The organism is Peptostreptococcus equinus (genome assembly GCF_027125355.1).
Taxonomy (GTDB): domain Bacteria; phylum Bacillota; class Clostridia; order Peptostreptococcales; family Peptostreptococcaceae; genus Peptostreptococcus; species Peptostreptococcus equinus.
On sequence record NZ_CP114052.1, the window covers coordinates 955,900 to 981,310 of the forward strand.

General features: G+C 27.6%; 26 protein-coding genes. 25 read left to right on the forward strand and 1 reads right to left on the reverse strand.

All coding sequences use genetic code 11. The features are described from left to right. Window positions 1-94: 94 nt before the first annotated feature. Window positions 95-391 carry a Dabb family protein gene (locus O0R46_RS04860; RefSeq protein ID WP_269312467.1) on the reverse strand — a complete coding sequence of 99 codons (297 nt, stop codon included), beginning with the start codon at window positions 389-391 and terminating at the stop codon, window positions 95-97. A gap of 289 nt (window positions 392-680) precedes the next feature. On the opposite strand from O0R46_RS04860, the gene O0R46_RS04865 reads away from it, so the two are divergent. From O0R46_RS04865 to mutL, 25 genes are all read left to right on the forward strand, one after another. Beyond that, window positions 681-1,364 carry a response regulator transcription factor gene (locus O0R46_RS04865; protein WP_269312468.1) on the forward strand — a complete coding sequence of 228 codons (684 nt, stop codon included), beginning with the start codon at window positions 681-683 and terminating at the stop codon, window positions 1,362-1,364. Continuing rightward, window positions 1,336-2,604, forward strand: coding sequence for a sensor histidine kinase (locus tag O0R46_RS04870; protein WP_269312469.1), 1,269 nt, complete (start codon window positions 1,336-1,338; stop codon window positions 2,602-2,604). The genes O0R46_RS04865 and O0R46_RS04870 overlap by 29 nt, the downstream gene beginning before the upstream one ends. Before the next feature lie 11 nt (window positions 2,605-2,615). Then, window positions 2,616-3,989, forward strand: a complete 1,374-nt coding sequence (locus O0R46_RS04875; RefSeq protein ID WP_269312470.1) for an NCS2 family permease — start codon at window positions 2,616-2,618, stop codon at window positions 3,987-3,989. A 236-nt stretch (window positions 3,990-4,225) separates the two neighbouring features. Then, window positions 4,226-5,593, forward strand: a complete 1,368-nt coding sequence (locus tag O0R46_RS04880) for an NCS2 family permease (RefSeq protein ID WP_269312471.1) — start codon at window positions 4,226-4,228, stop codon at window positions 5,591-5,593. 153 nt (window positions 5,594-5,746) lie between these two features. Beyond that, on the forward strand, window positions 5,747-7,366 hold the full coding sequence (locus O0R46_RS04885; RefSeq protein ID WP_269312472.1) for an ABC-F family ATP-binding cassette domain-containing protein: 1,620 nt from the start codon (window positions 5,747-5,749) through the stop codon (window positions 7,364-7,366). A 383-nt stretch (window positions 7,367-7,749) separates the two neighbouring features. Continuing rightward, the gene (locus tag O0R46_RS04890; protein ID WP_269312473.1) at window positions 7,750-8,325 is read left to right on the forward strand and encodes a recombinase family protein; all 576 of its coding nucleotides are present in this window, start codon (window positions 7,750-7,752) and stop codon (window positions 8,323-8,325) included. Between the two features lie 114 nt (window positions 8,326-8,439). Next, on the forward strand, window positions 8,440-9,051 hold the full coding sequence (locus O0R46_RS04895) for an NUDIX hydrolase (protein WP_269312474.1): 612 nt from the start codon (window positions 8,440-8,442) through the stop codon (window positions 9,049-9,051). A 149-nt stretch (window positions 9,052-9,200) separates the two neighbouring features. After that, window positions 9,201-9,491: a thiamine-binding protein gene (locus O0R46_RS04900; protein WP_269312475.1), complete on the forward strand. Its 291-nt coding sequence runs from the start codon at window positions 9,201-9,203 to the stop codon at window positions 9,489-9,491. Further along, the gene (locus O0R46_RS04905) at window positions 9,466-10,299 is read left to right on the forward strand and encodes an ABC transporter permease (RefSeq protein WP_269312476.1); all 834 of its coding nucleotides are present in this window, start codon (window positions 9,466-9,468) and stop codon (window positions 10,297-10,299) included. Before O0R46_RS04900 ends, O0R46_RS04905 begins: the two co-directional genes overlap by 26 nt. Window positions 10,300-10,363: 64 nt before the next feature. Further along, window positions 10,364-11,371 carry an ABC transporter substrate-binding protein gene (locus tag O0R46_RS04910; protein WP_269312477.1) on the forward strand — a complete coding sequence of 336 codons (1,008 nt, stop codon included), beginning with the start codon at window positions 10,364-10,366 and terminating at the stop codon, window positions 11,369-11,371. After that, window positions 11,355-12,095 (forward strand): ABC transporter ATP-binding protein, encoded by a 741-nt coding sequence (locus O0R46_RS04915; RefSeq protein ID WP_269312478.1) that lies wholly within the window; start codon window positions 11,355-11,357, stop codon window positions 12,093-12,095. Before O0R46_RS04910 ends, O0R46_RS04915 begins: the two co-directional genes overlap by 17 nt. A 61-nt stretch (window positions 12,096-12,156) precedes the next feature. Further along, on the forward strand, window positions 12,157-12,252 hold the full coding sequence (locus O0R46_RS10110) for a hypothetical protein (RefSeq protein ID WP_331275625.1): 96 nt from the start codon (window positions 12,157-12,159) through the stop codon (window positions 12,250-12,252). A 216-nt stretch (window positions 12,253-12,468) separates the two neighbouring features. Beyond that, window positions 12,469-13,215: a rhodanese-like domain-containing protein gene (locus tag O0R46_RS04920; RefSeq protein ID WP_269312479.1), complete on the forward strand. Its 747-nt coding sequence runs from the start codon at window positions 12,469-12,471 to the stop codon at window positions 13,213-13,215. Window positions 13,216-13,291: 76 nt separating this feature from the next. Then, on the forward strand, window positions 13,292-14,797 hold the full coding sequence (locus tag O0R46_RS04925; RefSeq protein ID WP_269312480.1) for a DUF2064 domain-containing protein: 1,506 nt from the start codon (window positions 13,292-13,294) through the stop codon (window positions 14,795-14,797). Between the two features lie 25 nt (window positions 14,798-14,822). Next, the gene (locus O0R46_RS04930; protein ID WP_269312481.1) at window positions 14,823-15,503 is read left to right on the forward strand and encodes a TVP38/TMEM64 family protein; all 681 of its coding nucleotides are present in this window, start codon (window positions 14,823-14,825) and stop codon (window positions 15,501-15,503) included. Next, window positions 15,475-16,140 carry a TIGR04283 family arsenosugar biosynthesis glycosyltransferase gene (locus O0R46_RS04935; RefSeq protein ID WP_269312482.1) on the forward strand — a complete coding sequence of 222 codons (666 nt, stop codon included), beginning with the start codon at window positions 15,475-15,477 and terminating at the stop codon, window positions 16,138-16,140. Before O0R46_RS04930 ends, O0R46_RS04935 begins: the two co-directional genes overlap by 29 nt. Before the next feature lie 19 nt (window positions 16,141-16,159). After that, the gene (locus O0R46_RS04940) at window positions 16,160-17,122 is read left to right on the forward strand and encodes a (Fe-S)-binding protein (protein WP_269312483.1); all 963 of its coding nucleotides are present in this window, start codon (window positions 16,160-16,162) and stop codon (window positions 17,120-17,122) included. Window position 17,123: 1 nt separating this feature from the next. Beyond that, window positions 17,124-18,041: an arsenosugar biosynthesis radical SAM (seleno)protein ArsS gene (gene arsS / locus O0R46_RS04945; protein WP_269312484.1), complete on the forward strand. Its 918-nt coding sequence runs from the start codon at window positions 17,124-17,126 to the stop codon at window positions 18,039-18,041. Continuing rightward, window positions 18,034-18,453 carry a C-GCAxxG-C-C family protein gene (locus tag O0R46_RS04950; RefSeq protein WP_269312485.1) on the forward strand — a complete coding sequence of 140 codons (420 nt, stop codon included), beginning with the start codon at window positions 18,034-18,036 and terminating at the stop codon, window positions 18,451-18,453. Before arsS ends, O0R46_RS04950 begins: the two co-directional genes overlap by 8 nt. Before the next feature lie 237 nt (window positions 18,454-18,690). Continuing rightward, on the forward strand, window positions 18,691-19,161 hold the full coding sequence (locus O0R46_RS04955) for a hypothetical protein (RefSeq protein WP_269312486.1): 471 nt from the start codon (window positions 18,691-18,693) through the stop codon (window positions 19,159-19,161). 62 nt (window positions 19,162-19,223) lie between these two features. After that, window positions 19,224-19,766, forward strand: coding sequence for a hypothetical protein (locus O0R46_RS04960; protein WP_269312487.1), 543 nt, complete (start codon window positions 19,224-19,226; stop codon window positions 19,764-19,766). 11 nt (window positions 19,767-19,777) lie between these two features. Then, entirely contained in the window at window positions 19,778-20,278 is a 501-nt protein-coding gene (locus tag O0R46_RS04965) for a hypothetical protein (RefSeq protein ID WP_269312488.1), read from the forward strand. A gap of 16 nt (window positions 20,279-20,294) precedes the next feature. After that, on the forward strand, window positions 20,295-20,498 hold the full coding sequence (locus O0R46_RS04970; protein WP_269312489.1) for a helix-turn-helix domain-containing protein: 204 nt from the start codon (window positions 20,295-20,297) through the stop codon (window positions 20,496-20,498). Window positions 20,499-20,692: 194 nt separating this feature from the next. Further along, window positions 20,693-23,335: a DNA mismatch repair protein MutS gene (gene mutS / locus O0R46_RS04975; RefSeq protein ID WP_269312490.1), complete on the forward strand. Its 2,643-nt coding sequence runs from the start codon at window positions 20,693-20,695 to the stop codon at window positions 23,333-23,335. After that, window positions 23,323-25,410 carry a DNA mismatch repair endonuclease MutL gene (gene mutL, locus O0R46_RS04980; RefSeq protein WP_269312491.1) on the forward strand — a complete coding sequence of 696 codons (2,088 nt, stop codon included), beginning with the start codon at window positions 23,323-23,325 and terminating at the stop codon, window positions 25,408-25,410. Before mutS ends, mutL begins: the two co-directional genes overlap by 13 nt. Window position 25,411 lies beyond the last annotated feature (1 nt).

Consider the following 25,411-nt stretch of genomic DNA (forward strand, 5'->3'; position numbering starts at 1 on the left):
ATAAATAATAAAGGTCAAACTTTCTAATTTTTACTAAATGTATATATAGAAAATTTGGCCTTTTTGTTTATATTACAATATTATATTTACTATATTATCTATTATCTATATCTATTACTGATTTATCAATTAATCCCAAATTTTTCACCTTTTTTAATAAATCCTGATGATCTTCATGCATCAAGTAAGCACCCAATCCTTGGTGATTTTCAATACTTACGAAAAGTATTAAATCCATATTATTTTCATTATCAAGGCAATTGAATTTAAAAGAATAATCATTGATTACCTTATGAGTATTTTTTAGATTATTGTATGTATCCTCAAATAATTTTCCAACTACAACATTATCTATTTTTTGATCGAATTTAAATAATACAATATGTTTCATATGATACCTCCTAATTTCTTAATAGTTTACTTATATTATATATTAATTTTCTATACTTATATATAAAAAATTATATTCATCATATATTTTTTTAAAAAAATATAAAATATTTAAAAACGTATTGAATATATTTTTTCTTTGTTCTATATTTAGTGTAGGTATATAGATATTTTGCAAAATTGAAAGGCAAAAATTTATATGATATAATATGTCATATGTTTAAAACATAAGATATATATAAATTTTAATTTTAGTATAATATTATTATATAATACGAAGGAGAGTTATTATGAACCAATTCAGTATTCTAGTCATTGAAGATGACAAAGATATACAAGAACTAATGGTTGAATTTTTAATTGCTAAAAATTACAAAGTTGATGCTGTATCAAATGGTGTGGATGGAATCAAAAGATTTAAAGAAAAGAAGTATGATTTAATTATACTTGATATTATGATGCCTAATCTGGATGGTTTTACTACTTGTAAGATGATTAGACAGACTTCAACTGTGCCGATAATATTTTTAACTGCTTTGACTGATGAAAATGATCAGTTAAAGGGATTTGAAATGGGATGTGACGATTATATAACTAAACCTTTTTCATTTAATTTATTAGTAAAAAGAGTAGAAGCTTTATTGAAAAGAACTAACAAGTCTTCAAATGTTAGTAAACTTGAGTTTGAAGATATGGTATTGGATTTAAATACATATTCAATAGTAATAAATGGTAGAAATATAGAACTTACGCTTAAGGAATTTAATATTTTAAAGGAATTAATAGAAAAATATCCTCAAGTAATAACTAGAGAAAATTTACTTGATAGTATTTGGGGTTATGATTATTATGGAGATACTAGAATCGTGGATGCTCATATAAAAAACATTAGAAAAAAAATTGAGCAACCTTACATTAGAACAGTAAAGGGAATAGGTTATACACTTGAAAAGGTTAATAACAAAATGGAATAACTTAAATTTAAAGTTCAAATTATTTACTACTACATCTATATTAGCAATAAGTTTAGCTATAGTAATATTTTCTGTTGTATATATACTTTTACCGACTCTTTATGCAAGAGAAAGAATTACAAACTTAGATAGTGTCGTCACATCATTATCATATGATTTAAACGGAAGATCACTGGTTGAGGCTAAGGTGAGATTAGAGTCTCTAACTAGTAATAATATTATGTACGCTAAGCTTGTTGCAGATGATGGTAATATTGTATATGAAAGAAATAAATTCCTTATAAATATGCATAATTATGAAGAGGTCAACTTATCAAAGGAAAATTTGTCCAAAACTAAAAAATTATATTTAAATGATGCCAAAGAATATACTCTATATATAACATCTGTATACTATCCACTCAGAGATACATCAGATGCTATAAGAGGATTATTTCCTATAATATTAGCTATTGTTATTGCTTTATCTTTTATAGGATCTTATATATATTCGGAATTAATTACTAGACCTTTAGTAGCTATTATTGAGAAAGAGAAACACCAATTGTCTAGAAAAAAAGAGTTTATTGGAGCTATATCTCATGAACTAAAAACGCCAATTACAGTCATCAGTGGTCAGTTAGAAGGCATGATGTATGGAGTAGGTAAATTTAAGAATAGAGATTATTATATTAAAAAGTGCTATGATGACGCGCAGGATCTTAGTTACTTAGTAGAACAAATGCTTGAAATATCAAAAAAAGAACTTTTTGAAGATAATTCAGATCTTAGTGAATTAAATATTAATGAGTTGGTAGAGAAAGTAATAGCTAAGCATAGATTTTTATATGAAAGAAAAGAGCAAAAAGTAAAAATACATATAAAAAATTCTTCAACTATTTATGCAAATAAACAAGATATAATTACTGTACTTAGCAATGTGATTAGCAATGCAATAAAATATTCTCCTAGATATGAAAATATTTTTATTAATCTATATGAATATAAAAAAACCCTAACAGGTCATATGATAAAACTTACTATAGAGAATACCGGGGTAGTGCTTACAAAAGAACAATTATTAAAAATTTTTGATCCTCTATATAGAGTTGAAACATCAAGAAATAGAAAGACTGGTGGATCCGGTATAGGTTTATATTTTGTAAGTAATATATTGACTAAGTACAATTTTAAATATAAAATGTACTGTGGCGAAAATTCTACAATATTTAGTGTAGATTTTGAGGCATATAATAAGTAAGGGAGAGAAAAATGAATACAAATTTAGAACTAAGTGGAATACAAAAATTATTTCCATTTTTCACTAACAAGAATGTGGATGTCAAAACTGAAATAATTGCTGGTATTACAACATTCTTAACAATGGCATACATAATAGCAGTAAATCCAAGTATATTATCAGCTACAGGTATGAATGCAGGAGCATTAGTAACAGGAACATGTCTAGCAGCAGCTTTAGGTTGCTTTTTAATGGCATTTTTGGCTAATTCTCCTATTGCACTAGCATCAGGCATGGGTCTAAATGCATTTTTTGCTTATACAATAGTATTAAAAGGCGGAGTTTCTTGGCAGGTTGCACTTTCAGCAGTATTTATGGAAGGTATAATATTTATATTTTTAACTATGTTTAAAGTTCGTGAGGCTGTTGTTAACTCAATACCGCTGAATATGAAACATGCTGTAACAGCAGGTATAGGAATGTTTATAGCATTTTTAGGCCTTCAATCAACTGGACTTATCGTAGCAAATAAAGCAACTCTTGTAAGTCTTGGACATGTGTCTCCAACTGTGCTATTTGCAACAGTTGGGTTGATAGTGATAGTGTTATTTGAAAAAAAGAAATTAAAGGGTTCAATACTTGCAGGTATAGCAATGGCCTCTATACTTGCTTGGGGATATGCTTTGCATGATCCACAAGCAGCAACTAATATGGGTATCTTTCTACCTGATGGTATATATAAATTCGAATCAATAGCACCAATAGCAGGAAAAATTGATTTTAACTATATGATGAACTCAGCCAACTGGGGTAATTTCTTCGTAGTAGTATGTACACTTTTATTCGTTGATTTTTTTGATACAGTAGGAACATTAGTAGGAGTTTGTTCACAGGCAAACATGCTTGATGAAGATGGAAATGTGCCTAATGTAGGTAGAGCTCTTATGTCAGATGCCATAGCTACTACTTTTGCTGGTGTTTTTGGAGTATCGACTATAACAGCATATGTAGAATCATCAACGGGCGTGTTAGCAGGTGGTAGAACAGGATATACTACAATTACTGTTGGTATATTATTTTTGATTGCAATGTTCTTTTCACCGATATTTGTAGCTATACCAGGATGCGCTACTGCACCAGCACTAATCTATGTTGGATATTTGATGGTAAGTTCTATTCATAAAATTGATATACACAATGTAACAGAAGGTTTACCAGCGTTTATAACAATGATATCAATGGTACTTACAGCATCAATAGGTGATGGTTTAACATTAGGTATATTGGCATATGTAATAGTAAATTTAGTATATAATGTATTTGCCAAAAAAGAAGATAGAGAGCATATATCATGGGTTATGATAATACTTGCTATACTTTTCTTGTTAAAACTTATGTTTTTATAAAATATCAATTATTAATTAAGTATCTAGAATATTATTATACAAAAAAGAAGACTCAAGTGTCTTCTTTTTTGCTATAAAATAAATACGTACAAAAAATAAAAAAAATAAAAAAATAATCGTATTTAATGAGAAAAAATGAAAAATTTATGGTATAATATCAATATATTGAATATATGATATATAAATGGGATACATATAGTATCCCATTTATAATTAATAAAAAGAGGAGGATATTCATGAATTCAGAAATGAAAGCAATAGATAGGTTATTTCCTATTCTTTCAAACAAAGATGTAAACCTTAAGAGGGAGGCACTTGCAGGTCTTACAACATTTTTAACAATGGCATACATAATAGCTGTTAATCCGATTACTTTATCAGCTACAGGTATGAATGCAGGAGCTCTAGTAACAGCTACTTGTCTAGCTGCAGCTTTAGGTTGTTTATTAATGGGACTTTTAGCAAACTTACCTTTTGGTTTAGCATCAGGCATGGGCCTAAATGCATTTTTTGCCTACACAATAGTATTAAAGGGTGGAGTTCCTTGGGAAGTAGCATTATCAGCTGTATTTGTAGAAGGTATTATTTTTATTTTTCTAACTTTATTCAAGGTACGTGAAGCTGTTGTTAATTCAATACCACTTAATATGAAGCATGCAGTGACAGCAGGTATAGGAATGTTTATAGCTTTTTTAGGACTAAAATCTACAGGACTTATTGTAGCAAATGAAGCTACATTGGTTAGTCTTGGACATATTTCACCAACAGTAGTATTTGCAACAGTAGGTATAATAGTAATAGCTATTTTTGAAAAAAAAGGTTTAAAAGGATCAATTCTAGCGGGTATAGCAATTTCATCTATATTAGCTTGGATATATGCTGCTTTTAATCCAGAGTTAGCAGCAAAATTAGGAATATTTTTACCAAATGGAGTATTTAAGTATGAATCAATAGCACCAATAGCAGGTAAAGTAGATTTTAATTATATTTTTCATCCAAACAATATTGGTAACTTTTTTGTAGTAGTATGTACATTATTATTCGTAGACTTTTTTGATACAGTGGGTACATTAGTCGGAGTTTGCTCACAAGCTAATATGCTTGATGAGGATGGGAATGTTCCAAATGTTGGCAGAGCTTTAATGGCAGATGCACTGGCGACTACATTTGGCGCATTATTAGGTGTTTCTACAGTTACTACATATGTAGAATCATCAACTGGTGTATTAGCAGGTGGAAAGACTGGATATACAGCGATAACAGTTGGTATATTATTCCTAATATCAATGTTCTTCTCACCAATATTTGTAGCTATACCAGCGTGTGCTACTGCACCAGCTCTCATTTATGTAGGTTATTTGATGATTAGTTCTATACATAGTATTGATATACATAATGTAACAGAGGGTTTACCAGCATTTATAACAATGATATCAATGGTATTGACAGCATCAATAGGTGATGGTTTGACACTTGGAATATTATCTTATGTTATAGTAAATGTAATTTACAACATATTTGCAAAGAAAGAAGAAAGAGAACACGTATCGTGGGTTATGGTTATACTTGCAATATTGTTCTTAGCTAAGCTTTTATTATTATAAAATAGGTTATTATTAAAAGAGGCCATAAGGTCTCTTTTATATTGTAAAAATAATAATTATAAGTTATAGCTGACAAAAAAAGTATAGAATATGTTATAATAAATTTATGTGTGCTAAAAATAATAAATTAATATATAAGAAAGGGAATAAATAATGTTACAAGTTACTGATGTAGGATTAAGATTTGGAGATAAGGAATTATACAAAGATGTAAACTTAAAATTCACAAAGGGAAATTGCTATGGTATTATAGGAGCCAATGGTGCAGGTAAGTCTACATTTCTAAAGATATTATCAGGAGAAATAGAACCTAATACTGGTTCAGTGTCAATTACAGAAAAAGAAAGAATGTCAGTGTTACAGCAGGATCACTTTAAATATGATGAGTGTAGTGTATTAGATACTGTAATTATGGGTCATCAAAGATTATGGAATATAATGAAGGAAAAAGATGCCCTATATATGAAAGAAGACTTTAGTGACGAAGATGGTATCAAAGCTGCTGAATTAGAGGGAGAATTTGCTGAATTAGACGGATGGGATGCAGAAACTAACGCTGAAAAAATACTAATGGGCCTTGGTATAGACAAAGAAATTCATTACTCTTTAATGAACGAATTAAGTGGTGGAGAAAAGGTCAAGGTATTACTTGCCCAGGCATTATTTGGAAACCCTGAAATATTATTACTGGATGAACCCACTAACCACTTAGATTATGCATCAATTAAATGGTTGAATGACTTTATAATGGAACTTGATGATACTATAGTAATAGTTGTATCTCATGATAGGCATTTTTTAAATACTATATGTACTCATATAGTAGATGTCGACTTTGGAAAAATACAGTTATTTACTGGTAACTATGATTTCTGGTATGAATCATCTCAATTAGCATTACAGTTAATGAAAGACCAAAATAAGAAAAATGAAGAAAAAATTGCTCAGTTGAAAGAGTTTATTGCTAGGTTTAGTTCAAATGCTTCAAAAGCTAAGCAGGCTACTTCAAGAAAGAAGCAACTAGATAAGTTAAATGTTGAAGAAATACAGCCCTCAAGAAGAAAATATCCGTATGTTGCATTCAAACCTGAAAGAGAAATTGGAAATGAAGTATTAGAAGTTAAAAACATATCTAAAACTATAGACGGTGAAAAAATATTAGATAATATATCATTTAGATTAGATAAAGATGATAAAGTAGTATTTATGGGTAATGATATGGCTGCTACAGCTTTATTTAACATAATAAGTGGTAAGGATGAAGATTTTGAAGGTGAATATAAGTGGGGTGTGACAACAACTCAAGACTATATGCCTAAAAATCACAATGAATTTTTCGATGGTTGTGAATATTCATTAGTGGATTGGTTAAGACAATTTTCGGAAGAAAAAAGTGAGAGTTATATAAGAGGTTTCTTAGGTAGAATGTTATTTAGTGGAGATGAAGCTCTAAAACAAGCTAAGGTTCTTAGTGGAGGAGAAAAGGTTAGATGTTTATTATCTAAGTTGATGTTATCTAATTCAAATGTATTGATAGTTGATGATCCTACCAACCATTTAGATCTTGAATCTATTACTTCAGTAAATAAAGGTTTAGAAGATTTTAAAGGCGTATTATTATTTACATCACATGACCATCAATTTATATCATCAATTGCAAATAGAATAATATTTATAGGAGAAAATGGAATATTAGATAGAAAGATGGACTTTGATGAATTTATAGAGAGTGATGAAATAAAAGACTTATTGAAGAAAATAGTGCAGAACTAAATGAATATTTAGATTATAAAATAATATAAAAAGGAATAACTATTAGTTATTCCTTTTTTATGTTCATAAATAAATATATATTTATGACACCTATATTTGATATAAAATTTTGATAAAAATGCGAGAGTATCAAAAGTCATAATTTTTATTCATATATATATATATATATAACATCATATATAATAACCAATAATATTTTTTCTTTTTTGAATATTAGTTATTGTTTTTTTATATATTCATGTGTTATAATAAATAATACGATATGAAATAGTTTTAAAAATAGATTATGATATAGTTTTGATTAAAGTATGATATGTAATTCTAAAATTGATAATTACTTGTTTTTAGATAAATGTTATGGGCACGAATGGAGGTGGAGTCATTTGATTTACGGATATTGTAGAGCTACAACATCAAAGCAAATCGAAAGTGGATATCTTGAGGAGCAAGAATCTGCTATAACTGATAGATATTACAATAGCTATATTTTCAAAGAAGAGTCTTTGGATATAAATATTAAGCCAGAATTTAATAAATTAATCAGTAAGATAAAGTCAGAAGATATATTTGTTGTTACTAGTTTAGATAGATTCTCAAAATCTATATCTGATGCATTTGACACCATTAATGAACTTAGGAATAAAGGAGTATTTGTTCATATTTTAAACATAGGTTTATTTGATAATTCAGTATTGGGTAATATACTTTTTGATACAATATCAGCGATTAATCAATTTGAAAAAGCCTTATTGGTTGAGAGAATACAATCTGGTAAAAATAAAGCAAAGAAAACTGAAGGATTTAGAGAAGGAAGGCCTAAAAAATATACAGACGAACAAATACAAGAAGCCTTAGATATGTTATCAACTCTGTCATATAAAAAAGTAGAAGAAATTACAGGTATTTCAAAAAGTACATTGATCAGAGCAAAAAAAGATGCTGGTAAAGGAATTTTATAATTTATAAATTTTGAACCGTTATTAACGGTTCTTTTTTTGTATATTTTATAAATTTATGGTATATTAAATATTGAGATAATTTATTATTATCATCTCTTTTTTGTGGAGGATTATATGTTAAATTTAAAGGAAAAATTTAAGGATTATATACCAGGTATTATAGGACCAAAAGGGCTTTCTTATTCTTCTGTTGTTTTGCCAATCATTAAGAATAATGAGGGTATGGACTGTTTTCTTTTAGAATTGAGATCTTCACAATTAAAGAGGCAACCAGGTGAAGTCTCTTTACCTGGTGGTAGGATTGACAAAAATGAACTATCTAAAGATGCCGCTCTTAGGGAATTTTGTGAAGAATTGGAAACTGATTCCAGTAAAATAGAGATTATTTGTAAGTTAGATTCATATTTTGCACCACTTATGGGGTTAATAGATTGTTATTTGGGTCAAGTTAATAGCTCAATTGATTTGAGCATAAAAAATGATGAAGTAGAAGAACTATTTTTAGTTCCTATACAGTTTTTTATAGATAATCAATATATTGAATATACCAACAGAGTATATATGGAGATGGATGGAGAATTACCTCTAGATGTCTTAAAGATAGATCAGACATATAATTGGGGTTATAAGGAATATCCAGTAATTTATTGGATATACGAAGATAAGGTAATATGGGGTCTTACAGCTAATATTATTCGAAATTTTATAGAAAAATTAATTGAATAAATACATATTTAATTTAAAAACATAATATGGGGAGCAACTTGCTGAGAGGATTTAATTCGACCCTTTGACATTCTAGGTAATGCTAGAAATGAAAACAAAGCCCTCACTCAAGGTGGGGATTTTTTTATAAAAAATAAGGAGATGATTTTATGGTAATAGCAGATGTAGCGATAATGCCACTTAGACCATATGCTAACGAAGAACAAATGTATAAGGTAGTTGATGCTTGTATAGAACTTGCTCAAAATAGTGGATTAAAATTTGAGGTTGGTGCAAATAGCACTTCTATAGAAGGTGATTTAGACGATGTGATGGAATTGACAAAAAAAATGCACCTACTTCCCTTTGAATTAGAATGCGAAAGAGTTATAACAATTGTAAGAATTGACCAGAAAAAGGGTGGTATATCTATAGATGAAAAACTTAGAAACCACAGATAAGAAAAAAATAACAACAGATAAGAAAAAAATAACTAATGACAAATATTTCGGCGAATTAAGAGAAAATAAAAAAGAACTTTACAAACACTATATATATCCAACCATTACTTTATTGACTCTATTTGCTTTATGGCAAGTGATAGTTGTAAAAATTAAGGTCCCTGGTTATGTACTACCTAGTCCAGTAGATATAATTGAAAAATTGATAGAAGATAGGGATCTTTTATTTATGCATAGTAAGGTTACTTTAATCGAAGCTGGTTTGGGGTTAATAATTTCATTGATTTTTGCCATGTTTTCAGGTTTTATTATGGATTTTTTCCCAATAGTAAGAAAATGTTTTTATCCGCTTTTGTATATGACTCAGATGATACCAACGATTACAATAGCACCATTATTGTTAATATGGTTTGGTTTTGGAATACATTCTAAAGTTCTATGTGTAATACTTACATGTTTTTTTCCAATACTAGTAACTTTTATGGATGGCATGGAAAATATTGATAATGATTATTTAAATTTATTTAGAATAATGAAATCAAGTAAATTAAAGACATTTATACATTTAAAGTTTCCAATGTCTATGGATAAGTTTTTAAGTGGGATTAAAATGTCTAGTACATATGCTTTTATTGCAGCCACAGTATCAGAATGGTTGGGCGGGACAGCAGGTCTAGGAGTATACATGGTTAGGGCAAAGAGTGCCTATGCCTTAGATAAGGTATTTGCTAGTACATTATTGATAATAGTATTTTCCTTATTTTTTGTAGGTTTATTTACAGTTATAAAAAAAATTATAATCAAATAAGATTTGAAAAAGTAAAAATCAAGGTAAGACAAATAAAATAGACAAATATATTTTGGAGGTAATTATGAAATTTAAAAAAGTTTTGAGTTTAGGACTTGTATCTGCTTTAACTTTATCATCTTTAGCAGGTTGTTCAACAGAAGATAAAAAAAATGTAGGAAGTGATAAATTACAGAAAGTAAAATTAGTATTAGATTATACACCTAATACTAATCATACTGGGATATATGTAGCAAAGGAAAAGGGGTTTTATAAGAATCAAGGTTTGGATGTTGAAATTGTTCAACCTTCAGATGGAGATGCTGATACTTTGCTAGCAACAGGAAAGGCAGATTTTTCAATATCATATCAGGAAAATGTAACTTATGCACTTACAAAGGAAAAAGATCCTCTTCCAATAAAGGCAATAGCTACAATAAATCAGCACAATACTTCTGGTTTTGCTTCTCCAATAGCTAAGAATATTAAATCACCAAAAGATTTTGAAGGTAAAATTTATGGTGGGTGGGGATCACCATCAGAAGAGGCTATAATTAAATTGGCAATGGAGAAAAATGGAGCAGATTTTTCTAAACTTAAAAGAGTTGATATAGGTCAAGATGATTTTTTAACAGCTACAAAGAAGAGAATTGACTTTGCATGGGTATTTGAAGGTTGGGATGTAGTAAACGCAAAACTTGTTAATGAAAAATTAAACTATTTACCAATTAAAGATATAGATCCAGCGCTTGATTATTATACACCAGTAATAGCTACAAATAATGATAACATAAAGAATGATAAGGAAATGGTAAAGAAATTTATGAAAGCTACTTCAGATGGATACAATTATGCAATTGATAATCCTAAAGAATCAGCAGATATGTTATTAAAGGGTGCTCCTGAACTTGATAAAAAGTTAGTATACGCTAGTCAAGAGTTTTTATCTAAGCAGTATAAAGCGGATGCAAAAAAATGGGGTGTAATGGATAAGAATGTATGGGAAAATTATGCTAAATTTATGAAGTCTAATAAGCTAATAAGTAAAGATTTAAATGTAGATGATGCCTTTACAAATGAATTCTTACAATAAAAACAATATGGAAAATAAGGAAATAAAAGTAAGACTAAAAAACATAAATAAAGCATTTGGAAAAAATAAGGTATTAGATGATATAAGTATAGATTTATATGAGGGTGAACTTGTAACATTAATAGGGCCAAGTGGCTGCGGTAAATCTACAATATTTAATATAATATCAAATTTAACATCTGTGGATTCAGGAGAAGTTGAGATAAAATCTGAGATAAGTTACATGCATCAAAAAGATTTATTGCTAACATATAAGACAATAATGGATAATGTGACATTACCGCTTATAATAAAAAATATGAATAAAAAGAATGCCTATAAAATTGCAGAGGAATACATTCCTATATTTGGTTTAAGAGGATATGAAAAAATGTATCCCAAAGATTTATCAGGTGGTATGAGACAGAGGGCTAATTTTTTGAGGACATTTCTATGTTCAAATGAATTAATGTTACTAGATGAACCTTTTGGGTCACTTGACTATATTACAAAAAGTGAATTACATGAATGGTTTTTAGATGTTAGAAAAAATATAAATACTAGTATATTGCTTATTAGCCATGATATTGATGAAGCCATAAAACTTTCTGATAGGATTTACGTTTTGTCACAAAAGCCAGCTAAAATAAAAAAAGAGTTTGATTTAAAGAATACAAATTTTGATAAAAGTTCTATTGAGTATTGCTCAAAATTAAAAGAACAAATATTAAATAATTTAAAATGATAAACTTACAAAAGATCATCAAGTAGCTACATACTGTACAGGTGGAATTAGATCTGCTTTTATGCAATTAAGGTTAGAAATGTCAGGATATTCTTATGTAAAAAATTATGAGGGTTCATATTACAACTGGGTAAAAATTAATCCAGTAGTAAAATAATTTTCAATTGACAGAACATGATAATAGTTTTTAACTATCATCATGTTCTGTATTTATTAATTAAATCTATTAAACTAATTAAAATAATGATTACATTAATTCAACTTATAATGTATAATGTAGATAAAACGTTATCAAAAGATATATTCTATCATATACTTTAAATTTATAGTGCGAATATATAATAACGAAAAATCATCTAAAGGAGGGTATTACATGAAATGTAATAAGGTTATAGCTATATTATTAGCTTCAGGATTTATGGTAACAGGATTAACTGGGTGTGCTGATCAAAAGAAAGAAGAAAAGAAAGCTTCTACTCAGACAGAACAGAAAAAAGATGCTGCTGTAAAAGAAATGAAGGGTGATGAACTAAACAAGATAATGGAAGATCAGAAAGAAAAAGAAAAATATCTTGTGATAGATGTAAGAAGCCAAGAAGAATATGATAAGGGGCATGTTAAATATGCTATAAATATGCCTATAGACCAGTTTGAGTCTATGATTAAAAATATAGAAGATCAAAAAGACAAAAATGTTGTAACAATTTGCAATACTGGTAAGAAGAGTGCAAAAGCTGCTGATATGCTTGTTAAAAAAGGATTTATGAACGTATACAACGCACAAGGTGTAAAGGACTTCAAATATAAAACTATGACTATGGTTACAAATGTTAGAGGTGCAGAAATGCAGAAAATTGCTAACGAAGGTAAGTACACTATAATAGATGCTAGAAAAGCTGAAGATTTTAAAATGGGTCATTTAAAAGGCGCTATGAATATAGAAGTTGAAAATATTGATGCTAAGATGTCAAGCATAGCAAAAGATAAGCCAGTAGCTGTATATTGCTATTCTGGAAACAAGTCTATGGCAATAGCACAGAAATTATCTGACGCAGGTTACAAGGCTACTTCATCTTTAGATGGTACTAAAGAATACACTCAGTTTGAGTTAGTGAAATAATATATTTTAAACAAAATTAAAATCACATAGTCATTTGAGAGAGAAATCTCTCAAGTGACTTTTTTTCGAGGTGTAAATGAAAGAAACAATAATATATTTTACTAGAATACCAAGTAGAGGATATGGTAAAAATAGACTTAAAAATTTTTTAAACGAAGAACAGAGGTATGAGTTAAATAAAAATTTAATATTAAATAACTATAAAATATTAAAAGAATGTAAATATAATATATGCGTTTATTATAATCAAGCGGATAATCTAGATGAGACTCAAGCGGATATTGATGGTATTTTTGATTGCCCTATGAAGAAACAAATTGGCAAAAATCTAGGTGCTAAAATGTATTCATCGATATGTAAAGAGCTAGAAGAAGCAAATAAGGTAGTATTAGTAGGTTCAGATTTGACTAATTTAAGTAAGGAATTGATAACTGAATGCTTCGAGTTATTGGATATATATGATTTGGTAGTATCACCTACCGAAGATGGAGGATATGGTATTATAGCTATGAAAGAACCTATAGATGTATTTTCAGGTATTACTTATAGCAATGAATTTGTTCTAGAAAATACAATTAATATAGCTTTAAGAAGTGGTTATACTTGTAAAACAATAGGTATTCTTAGAGATATTGATGTTAGAGAAGATATTGTTAGAGAAGAATTAGGTACAGACAAATTTGAGATGTTAGGTTTTGGCGAGTATAATTTAAATTATAAATATTTAGATAAAGATAAGAATCCTTTGGTATATAGAATAAATATGAAAAGTCAAATGGACTTGGGAATTAAGCAGATTGAATATGAATATAAAGCATTGAAAGAGCTTGAAGGTACCAAAGTTGTACCAAAAGTTTGTTCATATAGCTTAAAATCAAAATATATGCCATATGGAAGTTTAAAAATGCAATATCTTGAAGGAAGACCTCTTGATTATGATAAAGATATGAATATAGCAGCATATTTATTATCTAAAATACACAATCATAAAGTAGTAAATGATACTTTCATACATGCAGATAAACCATTTAAATCAATGTTTAATGAATTTACTAGCATGTTTTCACATTATCAACAATGGGATAAGAAAGATACAAAAGTTGAGAAAACTATAGAAAAATTCTTGCAAATAGCTAAAGAATCAGGTCTTGATGCTGATATAGAAAATCAATGTATTATTAATACTGAATTAAACAACAGAAACTTTATAATTGGAGAAAAATCATATATAATTGATTGGGAAAAACCAATTATTGGTGAATGTGAACAAGATTTAGCTCACTTTTTAGTTCCAACCACTACAAATTGGAAGACAGAAAAAATACTAGACAAAGATGAAATAGAGAACTTTTTAAACGAATACTCAAAATTTAGATATTTTGATACAGTGAAATTAAATAAATATTTAATGTTTAATACATTAAGAGGTGTTACTTGGTGCTCTATGGCAAAGGTAGAATATTCAGATGAAAGTAGGGCTTTAAAAAATGATGAAACATTAGTAAAGATAAATAAATTTCTATCAAAAGATTTTTTAGATTATCTATATGAAGGTTTCTATAAATTTTTTGATAAAAAATAATAAGGCTGGGGTTGATGTAGGATAAATGAATGAAAAAGGGAAAAAGATAAGTAAAATTATTTTAATAATAGCAATATTACTGATATCAGTTTTGTTTATCAGAGAATATTCTTTGACAGATATAAGAGATATAATAAATTCTCATGGTTCGCTTGGACCTTTAATTTATATATTACTTTTTATAGTTCTTCCAATATTTTTCTTTCCAGTGCCTATATTAGTTTTAGCAGCTGGTATAGCTTTTGGCTTAGAATATGGTACATTTTATACACTTATAGGATCATTTTTTAATGCATTGTTAATGTACTACTTGGGAAGATTTTTGGGCAGGGATTTTGTGAATAACTTTTTAGATAAAAAAGTAAGTAGAAACATCAGAGAAAAATTGCAATCTGACAATCAAAAGACTTTAACATCTGTATTTTTTATATTAAGATTAGTTCCGCTAGTTTCATATAATCTAATAAATTATGTGGCTGGTTTTACAAAAATTAGACTAGACAGATATTTAATGACTACAGTGATAGGTATTTTACCGGGTTTGGTAGTATTTTTAAATGCAGGAGATAAGTCACTAAATGTAAAAAGCCCAGGATTTGCAATAGCAATATTGTTATTGGTGATACTTACGCTAGTATCTCTAATAATACTAAAAATATATTTGAGAAAAGAGAACAATGGTAACAATAATAGTTCCAACATATAATGAAGAAGAAAATATTTTAAAACTACAGAAAAATATTGATAAATTAAATGGTGATTTTGAAGTAATTTTTTCAGATGGTTTTAGTACAGATAAAACATTTGACTTAATCAAAATAGGTCAATTTAGAAAAAAAATAAGAGAGACAAGCTATAGGTCCAATCAAATGAATATGGCATACAACTATGCTAAAGGAGACTATATTTGGTTTGTACATGCTGATTGTATTGTACATGAAAACAGTGTATTAGCTATAGAATCTTCTGAAGCTGATATAGGATGTTTTAAACTAAAATTTGACTGTGAAAAACTTATGCTAAAAATAATAGCATATAATTCTAACAAAAGAGTTAGAAAAAGAAATATTGCCTTTGGTGACCAAGGTATCTTTATTAAAAAAGAAATATTTAGTCAGTTACATGGTTATAAACCTATTCCTTTAATGGAAGATTATGACTTATCTATAAGGGTAAGCGAAATGGGAATTAAAATAAGACAGATTAATTTACCTATAATAACTTCTGCTAGGAGATTTTTAGACAAAGGTATTTATAAAACTATGATAAAAATGCAGATTTTACAATATAGATTTAGAAGAGGGGATGATATATATAAAATTCATTCTGATTACAATAAATAAGTTGTAGAAAGGATCTCAAATGAAAAAGAAAGATTCAAATATTAATATGATAGATAAAACGAGAAAAAAATGTATCGAATGTAATATATGTACACACAATTGTGATTTTTTGTCAAAGTACAATATTAATCTAAAGGATTTTACAAGTAGGGAAGATTTGAGATTGAGCTGTTTTTTATGTGATAAGTGTTATGAGCTATGTCCAGTAGATTTATCTGGAAAGGATATTGCAATTGAACTTAGAAAAGAATACCCATCAAATACTAAAAAAGTAGAATTTATGAAAAATAGATACAAATTTAGAAATAACTCAAAAAAAGAGAGTAACTATTTATTATTCTTGGGTTGTAATTATCCTGGAACATATCCAAAGACTTGTCAAAAGTTGATAGATATATGTACTAAAATGGGAATAGACTATTCTGTTGATTGTTGCAAAAAGCCAGTTCAAGAGCAAGGTGCAAATGCAGATTTTGCATATTTAGAAAATCTATTTAAAGAAAAAAATACGGACACTTTGATATGCACATGCCCCAATTGTTATTATTTACTAAAAGAAAACTTGTCTATAAATGTTATAAGTGTTTATGAATTTCTACACATTCATAATTTAGGAAAAAAAATAGAAGGACAAATACCCATATTTTTTCCATGCTCAGATCGAATATACAGAGAAATGTTTAAATATATATCGTATTATATAGAATCATTTACTAGTCCGTTTGATAAAGTAAATTGTTGCGGTTTAGGTGGCGGTGCTATGAAAAATGAGATGGATTTAATAGAAGATAAGAAAAAAAGGATGCATGAACTATGGGATGGAGCTATATATACATATTGTGCATCATGTTCAGGAATTTTTAGAAAATATGGCCTACAAAACATAATGAATATACTATCGGAAATATTGGAAGTGCATGAAGAACCTTCTAATTCATATGCTATAAATGTTTTAAAATATAAGTTTAAGGGGAGAAAATAAAATGAAATTTAATGAAAAAGTAAAGGATAATGCAACTAAAAATATACACATTTTACAGCTAAATATTGGTAAAAAATGTAATTTATCGTGTACACATTGTCATGTAATGGCTGGACCCAAAAGAGATGAAATGATGAGTAAAAATATATTTGATAAGTGTATGAAAATATATGATAAATTTTCTATGGACACTATAGATATTACTGGTGGAGAGCCCACTATGCATAAAGATATAGAATATTTTATAAAGGAAGCCTGTCAAAGATCAAAAAATGTAATTCTTAGATCAAATCTAGTAGGACTAGACAATAGAGAAGATTTTATAAAAATTTTAGCAGATAATAAAGTGAATATAGTAGCATCTATGCCTTGTTACACTGAGGAAAATGTCGATGCTATGAGGGGAGAAGGTACATTCAATAGAATTGTAGCTAGTATAAAAGTATTGAATAAATACGGATATGGCAAAGAATTAAAACTTGATTTAGTATATAATCCATTAGGGGCTTTTTTACCTCCTGCTCAATCAGATTTAGAAGTAGATTACAAAAATGAGTTAGAAAAATTAGGTTTAGAATTTTCAAACTTACTAACTATAACTAATATACCTATTGGATGCTTTAAAAACCAACTAGAAAATACTGGGGAATTAGAAGATTATAGAGTATTATTAGAAGAAAATTTTAATGAAGCAACAGTAGATAATTTGATGTGTAGATACCAATTATCTATATCGTTTGACGGTAAAATCTATGATTGCGATTTCAATCAGATGGAAGAATTAGAATGTAATTCTTACAATAATGTTGATCAAATATTAGAATTGGATAATTTAAATAGAGAAATAGTATTTGCAGATTTTTGCTATGGATGTACTGCAGGTGCAGGTTCAAGTTGTGGAGGTTCTTTAGATGAATAATGAAAATATTTTTGAATTAATGGAAAAGGGTAATAACTGTTCACAGACAGTTTTGTTATGTTTTGCAGATAGATTTGGAATGGATGAGTTGATGGCTCAAAAAATATCATCTTGCTTTGAGAGTGGGATGTTTGTTGGAGACACATGTGGAGCTGTTTCAGGAGCTTATATGGTATTGGGACTTAAATATTCAAACGGAACAAATGAGTCAAGAACATTATTAAAGGAAAAAGTGCTTGAGTTTATAGACAAATTTGAAGCAAAGCAATCAAGCACAAAATGTGAAAATTTATTAGGAATAAATATAAAAAGTGATGAGAATTTGGTAAAAGCATTTGGAGATGGAACAATAGAAAAAGTCTGTCCAGGATGTGTTATTAGTGCAGTTGAAATACTAGAAGAAATTATATAATATGTTATGTAAACTAATATAATAATAAAATAATAGAAAATAAAAAGTATCCTCTTTATAAATTTATAAAGAGGATACTTTTTATTTAATCAGTTTTATGAAATAAATAATTCAATGATCTTAGTGAATATTAAATTATATATAAATAAAACAATAATTATTTAATGTATTGCATTAAATAATTATTGTAAATTATGAAAAATATGATATAATAATATCAAAAGGGAGGTGCACTATATGAGAAGTGTAAAATACTGGAATAAAAGGTTTAAGAATATTAAAATTTTTTTTACTTTTGCATTTATTTTTTTATGCATAACATTAGTTCTCTATATAGCAAAATTATTTAGAGATATATTAAATGGTATGGGTTTTTATGCAACTTTTCAAAATATTAGAATTACAATAGCTATATTAGTAATGTGTTTAGCCGCACTGTATTTTAAGAAATTTATTATTAGCTTAGAGAATAAGAGCTTTTTAAATTCAAATACAGATATATGTGATAAAATAGCTAAAATTTTTATTTTTGGTATTATAAATGACTTCTTTATGTATGGAGCGTTAAAGGATGGAGCAGTAAATGATATATTAAATCAAAGTCCGCTTTTTTATTTTTTTGTTTATAATTATGTAATTTTTAATATTATACCGTATCTAATTGAAGTTGCAATTAATTTGAATGAAGATAGTAAGAGTATAATTTAGACAATTATTGTTTTAAAAGTATTAATAGTTATTTATATTAAAATTGAAAGGAAATTAATTATATGCAGAATACATCCGATAAAGATAAAATAGAAGAATTAAATAGCAATAATAGGATTAAAAATATAGATACACATCCATACTGTACAAAAAATACAAGTACTATTTCAAGAAAAGGCAAAAACATTATAATATTTCTGATGTTTATCATACTGCTTATGATTTTAGCTAGAATATTGTTAATGTTAAATATAAAATTTTATAATATAGTGAATTTTGATGAAAAACCTAAGATGGGAATGTTAATTAGAGAAGGTAATACTCTGATTAATTTTGTTATTATAATTTATGGATTGTTGAAAGTTTTATTAAGTAATAATATATTAGATAGTATAATATACAAATCTATTAGATTAATAGGAATCGTTAACATTATAGCCTCATTTGTAATTTCTACAACTTTAGACATACCTTTATTTTGTTTTATAATGGGGCCAATTAGTTTTGTATGGGAGTATATGATTTTTGGTGTTCTTTGTGTTTGTTTGTCTATTATTTTAAAAGAAGCATATATAATAAAGAAAGAATTTGATGAAATCATTTAGAGGTGGATGCGTTGAATAGCCATAGAATTTTTACTAAGAAAAACAATAATGAGACTGATAATAATAAAAAATTTAATATAATAGAGGAATTAATAGTATCTTTGACAATATTATTGTTAATTATGGTTCTTAGCCTATCGTTACCAAATTTGATTTATAAAATCAACCAAGGATTTTATATTCATAGATGTTATAAAGTAGTTCATGAAATAATATTTAATATTACAATAGCAGGCCTTATAATTACGCTATTGATTATAAAAAGTTTAAAAAGTAACTTTATACAAAGCATATACTATTTACTATATATATTAGCTATAATTAATATTATACTCTCTCCCATAAGTGGTTTATCATTAGATTATCCAATAATTGGATTTGAATTAATACAGCTTAAACCTAATTTTAACTTAGATGTATGGTTATTTATTTCTGGACTTTTATATTTAACATTTGCTATAATATTAAAAGTTGGTTATAAATCTTTAAAAAATAATGATGGAACACTATAATAGATTGGAGGTTTTTATGTCTATTATACTTAGACTAGATAGGGTTATGGCAGATAGAAAAATGTCACTTAATGAATTATCAGAACTGGTAGGTATTTCTAATGTAAATCTATCCAATCTAAAAACTGGAAAAGTAAAAGGGGTTAGATTTTCTACTTTAGATAAAATTTGTGAAGTTCTCAATTGCCAACCTGGCGATATTTTAGAATATGAAAAATAAAAAATATATAATAAAAGGAGATGTTTTGTGATGAAAAAAATAAATTCATCTCTTTTTTTATTTTTGAAATTATTTACTTAAACTCTACTAATACTATATATTCTATTTTTTTAGTTCATATTCAATTAATAATACTACTTATTGTGATATAATATTATATTGAAGAATTATGAACTTTATACACGGAGGTGTTTATGAATATAGATAAAGAAAAACTTTCTCCAATGATGAGAAAATATTTAGAAACTAAAGAAGAATATCCAGATTGTATTCTATTTTATAGATTAGGTGATTTTTATGAAATGTTTTTTGATGATGCTTTATTAGCGTCAAAAGTATTGGATATAACTCTTACAGGTAAGGCATGTGGTCTTGAAGAAAGAGCTCCAATGTGTGGTGTACCTTATCATAGTGTATCTCAATACCTTACAAGGATGATTGAAGCAGGATATAAAGTTGCTATAGGTGAACAAGTAGAGGATCCAGCTACAGCAAAAGGTCTTGTAAAAAGAGAAGTAGTAAAAGTTGTTACACCAGGAACTCTTTTAGAAGATGATTCTTTGGAAAAAGCAAAAAATAATTATTTGATGGTAGTATATTTTCAGGGTAAGAATGCTACTATATCTTATGTAGATATATCTACAGGAGAATTAAACATAACAAAAATAAAATCAAATAAGGCTAAAGAAGAGGTAGCTAGGGTTTCTCCAAGTGAAATTATTTCTAACAATGAAGATTTTATAGAAGATATAAGATCGTTGGCTAATATGGCCAATATTTACTTAAATATTGGTTTTAATGAAGATTTGTTAGAAGAAAGCATATTAAAAGAGACTTTTAAAGAAGAATATTTAAAAGACTTACAGATTAATGATGATAAGGATATTATCTCTTGCCTAGCAATAGTTATGAATTATATTAGAAATACTCAGATGCAGTCATCTAATAATATCAGCAAAATTAATATATATAATCCAGATAATTTTATGACTTTAGATTTATTTACAAAGGTAAATTTAGAACTTGTAAAGACGATGCGTGGATCAAATAAAAAAGGATCTTTATTAAATGTACTTGATTGTACATCTACACCTATGGGTTCACGTATGCTTAGAAAGTTTATTGAACAACCTCTAGTTGATAAAGAGAAAATTCAGAGGAGATTAGATATCACAGAAGAAATATATTCGAATTATATATTAAGAGATGAATTAAAAAGCGCTTTATCTAACATTTTTGATTTGGAGAGAATATGTGCTAAAGTTGCATATGATAGAGTTATGCCTAAAGATTTATTGAATTTAAAAAATAGTATAAGTGCTTTAGGACCAATAATAGAAGCTTTAAACATATCTAGAGCAAATATATTATCTGAGTTTAGAGACAATATAGATCCACTAGATGATTTATTTAATTTAATAGATAAGTCAATTTTAGAAACACCATCTAATACTATAAAAGATGGAAATATTATTAAGTCACAATACTCAAATGAGCTGTATGATTTGAGAGATATTTCAAACAATGGGGCTAATATGATAGCTCAAATCGAAAAAAATGAAAAAGAAAATACTGGTGCAAAAACTTTAAAAATTGGATACAATAAAGTTTTTGGTTATTATATAGAGATTACAAAAGTAGCTTTATTGCAAGCCAATTTATCTGATAAATATATACGTAAGCAAACCTTAGTAAACGCAGAGAGGTTTATAACGCCAGAATTAAAGGAAATTGAAGATAAGATAATAAATGCCGAAGATAAAATTAAGGATCTGGAGTATAGACTATACAAAGAAATTAGAAATAACATATTTAAAAATATAGAGAGAATACAAAGGGTGGCTAATTTAATAGCTGAGCTAGATGTTTATGTATCAAATGCAATAGTAGCAGATAAAAATTCTTATGTTAAGCCACAAATAAATACAGAATCTATAATGCTTGTAAAAGATGGTAGACATCCAGTTATAGAGCAAATAATGGGAAGAGAAAGCTTTATTTCAAATGATACTAATATAAATAGAGATAACACTATTAGCATCATAACAGGACCTAATATGTCAGGTAAGTCTACGTATATGAGACAGACAGCTTTAATAGCTTTAATGGCTCATCTAGGTTCTTTTGTGCCAGCGTCATATGCAAATATACCTCTCTTAGATAGAATATTTACAAGAGTAGGGGCGAGTGATGACTTATCCCAAGGTCAGTCAACTTTTATGGTTGAGATGAGTGAAGTTAGCCAAATTTTAAAAAATGCTAGTAAAAATAGTTTGATAATATTGGATGAAATTGGAAGAGGTACTAGTACATATGATGGAATATCTCTTGCTTGGTCAATAGTTGAATACATACAAAAAAATATAGGTGCAAAGACTTTATTTGCAACGCATTATCATGAACTTACAGACTTAGAAAATCAATTTGATGGTATAAAAAATTATTCTGTAGAGGTAAAGGAAGAAAAAGAAGAAATTCTATTTTTAAGAAAAATTGTGCCATGTGCAGCAGATAGAAGTTATGGTATTTATGTAGCCAAGTTGGCGCAACTTCCAGATAATGTACTGAATAGGGCAGATGAAATCTTATCCGAACTTGAGAAAAAACACATAGAAAACCAAAGTTCTATTAAAAAAGTTATTGCAGACAATAATAGAAACAGCATACAGGAAAATCAGTTGACTTTTGATATGATAAATCATAAAAATGATGATAAGGAAAAAGAATTTTTGAATGAAGTTGCTAATATTGATTTTATGAATTCTACCCCTATGGATATAATGAATAAAATGTTTGAATTACAGAAAAAAGCAAAGGAGCTAATATGCCAAGAATAAATATTTTAGATGATGCTACTATCAATAAGATAGCGGCTGGCGAAGTAATTGAGAGACCATCTTCTATTATAAAAGAATTGGTTGAAAACTCAATAGATTCAGGAGCCAGTTCTATTTTAATAGAAATAGAAAATGGTGGAAAAGATTTAATAAAGGTAGTGGATAATGGCTGCGGTATTGAATATGATGACGTAAATAAAGCCTTTATGAGACATGCTACGAGTAAAATTAGTGCCGTAGAAGATCTATCACACTTAAATACATTAGGTTTTAGAGGTGAGGCCCTTGCTTCAATTGCAGCTGTATCAAAGCTAGAAATGATTACAAAGACCTCTGAAGATATAGTAGGCACTAAGGTCAATGTAAATGGAGGAAAGTTTTTATCAAAACAAGCAACTAGTGCTAACAAAGGTACTCAAATATCCGTAAAATCTTTATTTTATAATACACCAGCAAGGTTAAAGTTTTTAAAGTCTATCCATTCTGAATCACAAGTCATAAATGATTTGGTAAATAAAATAGCTATAGGTAATCCAAATGTTAGAATCAAGTATATAAATAATAAAAAAAGAATATATGAGACACTAGGTGATGGAAATATATCTCACGTAATTAGAATGATATATGGAAAAGATATAAGTGAAAATCTAATAGAAATTAATTCAGAATCTAATTTATTTAAGATTAAAGGATATATATCAAACAATAATATATATCGTTCTAATAGAAATATGCAACATATATATGTAAATGGCAGGTATGTTAAGTCAAAAAATATTATGGATATAATTAATGATTCTTATAAAGCAATAATTCCTATAAATAAATTTCCAATTTATATAATAAATATAGATATGGATCCAGCTACTGTAGATGTAAATATACATCCCAATAAGTTGGATGTGAAATTTGATAAAGAGGATCAAATTTTGATGGAAATAGGAGATTTTATTAGAGGTAAATTGATGAAATCTAGTTTATTAGGAAAGTATAAATCTTCATCAAATTCTATGGGAACTTACGATAGCTTTACATATACAAAGCCAGATAGCAACTATCCTAAAAAAGATAATTTAGATTCTGATAATATATATAAACCAAATATAGAAATGAAAACTAAAGAACTAGATACAGATGATGTTTTTGGTGATCAATGGTCAAAGCTAAAAAATAAGTTTTCTAAAAAAGAAAAGGAACTAGATGAGACGCAGACTAAATTTTACACTCATTTACCTAAATTTGATGATGATGAAATAATAGATAATGAAAACACAGGAAATAAATTTTCGAAACTTAAAGATTTGAATAATATTCAATCAGATGAAGTTGAAAAAGATTTGCATAATTTTAATACAGATACAGGTGATAGTAAAGGTCGATTTTCTAGACTATCAACCTATGAAGAATTTGAAAATAGGGAAAGCTCTAATTCATATAATAAATTGATAAGTGTTAAAGAAAATAAATTTGATATATTTGAAGAATCTAGTAGGAATCAAGATTTCATAGGATTAAATTTTGTGGGTATAATTTTTGATACCTATATAATGTTTTCTAGAAAAGAGGATGTAATCTTAGTAGATCAGCACGCAGCCCATGAAAGAGTAAAATTTGAAATGTATATGAAAAAATTTAAAGCAAATAATGTTTCTATACAGATGTTAATAGATCCAATAATTATGGAATTATATCCTAATGATATGGAAAGCTATAGAAAAAATGCTGATATTTTCGAGACATATGGATTTCTAATAGAAGAATATGGTCATAAAAATATCAGTATAAGAGGAGTTCCAAATACATTTGGAAACCCTGAAAGTCAGAGATTTATATATGAAATATTAGATAATCTAGATAAAATAGATAATATTTATGACACAAAATATGATGAAATTGCAGAAATAGCTTGTAAATCTGCTGTAAAAAGTAATGATAAGTTGAATATAATAGAGGCAAGAGAATTAATATATGAATTAGAAGGATGCGATAATCCATACACTTGTCCTCATGGTAGGCCGACTATGGTAAAAATGACCAAATATGATGTTGAAAAAATGTTTAAGAGAAAGTTATAGG

Excerpts from the sequence above, each read along its gene's own strand:
- arsS (WP_269312484.1), top strand. The coding sequence starts at position 17,124 with ATGAAATTTAATGAAAAAGTAAAGGATAATGCAACTAAAAATATACAC.
- O0R46_RS10110 (WP_331275625.1), top strand. The coding sequence starts at position 12,157 with ATGCAATTAAGGTTAGAAATGTCAGGATATTCTTATGTAAAAAATTAT.
- O0R46_RS04930 (WP_269312481.1), top strand. The coding sequence starts at position 14,823 with ATGAATGAAAAAGGGAAAAAGATAAGTAAAATTATTTTAATAATAGCA.
- mutL (WP_269312491.1), top strand. The coding sequence starts at position 23,323 with ATGCCAAGAATAAATATTTTAGATGATGCTACTATCAATAAGATAGCG.
- O0R46_RS04910 (WP_269312477.1), top strand. The coding sequence starts at position 10,364 with ATGAAATTTAAAAAAGTTTTGAGTTTAGGACTTGTATCTGCTTTAACT.
- O0R46_RS04920 (WP_269312479.1), top strand. The coding sequence starts at position 12,469 with ATGAAATGTAATAAGGTTATAGCTATATTATTAGCTTCAGGATTTATG.
- O0R46_RS04880 (WP_269312471.1), top strand. The coding sequence starts at position 4,226 with ATGAATTCAGAAATGAAAGCAATAGATAGGTTATTTCCTATTCTTTCA.
- O0R46_RS04925 (WP_269312480.1), top strand. The coding sequence starts at position 13,292 with ATGAAAGAAACAATAATATATTTTACTAGAATACCAAGTAGAGGATAT.
- O0R46_RS04940 (WP_269312483.1), top strand. The coding sequence starts at position 16,160 with ATGAAAAAGAAAGATTCAAATATTAATATGATAGATAAAACGAGAAAA.
- O0R46_RS04905 (WP_269312476.1), top strand. The coding sequence starts at position 9,466 with ATGAAAAACTTAGAAACCACAGATAAGAAAAAAATAACAACAGATAAG.
- O0R46_RS04970 (WP_269312489.1), top strand. The coding sequence starts at position 20,295 with ATGTCTATTATACTTAGACTAGATAGGGTTATGGCAGATAGAAAAATG.
- O0R46_RS04860 (WP_269312467.1), bottom strand. The coding sequence starts at position 391 with ATGAAACATATTGTATTATTTAAATTCGATCAAAAAATAGATAATGTT.
- O0R46_RS04895 (WP_269312474.1), top strand. The coding sequence starts at position 8,440 with ATGTTAAATTTAAAGGAAAAATTTAAGGATTATATACCAGGTATTATA.
- O0R46_RS04950 (WP_269312485.1), top strand. The coding sequence starts at position 18,034 with ATGAATAATGAAAATATTTTTGAATTAATGGAAAAGGGTAATAACTGT.
- mutS (WP_269312490.1), top strand. The coding sequence starts at position 20,693 with ATGAATATAGATAAAGAAAAACTTTCTCCAATGATGAGAAAATATTTA.
- O0R46_RS04955 (WP_269312486.1), top strand. The coding sequence starts at position 18,691 with ATGAGAAGTGTAAAATACTGGAATAAAAGGTTTAAGAATATTAAAATT.
- O0R46_RS04875 (WP_269312470.1), top strand. The coding sequence starts at position 2,616 with ATGAATACAAATTTAGAACTAAGTGGAATACAAAAATTATTTCCATTT.
- O0R46_RS04960 (WP_269312487.1), top strand. The coding sequence starts at position 19,224 with ATGCAGAATACATCCGATAAAGATAAAATAGAAGAATTAAATAGCAAT.
- O0R46_RS04915 (WP_269312478.1), top strand. The coding sequence starts at position 11,355 with ATGAATTCTTACAATAAAAACAATATGGAAAATAAGGAAATAAAAGTA.
- O0R46_RS04865 (WP_269312468.1), top strand. The coding sequence starts at position 681 with ATGAACCAATTCAGTATTCTAGTCATTGAAGATGACAAAGATATACAA.
- O0R46_RS04900 (WP_269312475.1), top strand. The coding sequence starts at position 9,201 with ATGGTAATAGCAGATGTAGCGATAATGCCACTTAGACCATATGCTAAC.
- O0R46_RS04885 (WP_269312472.1), top strand. The coding sequence starts at position 5,747 with ATGTTACAAGTTACTGATGTAGGATTAAGATTTGGAGATAAGGAATTA.
- O0R46_RS04935 (WP_269312482.1), top strand. The coding sequence starts at position 15,475 with ATGGTAACAATAATAGTTCCAACATATAATGAAGAAGAAAATATTTTA.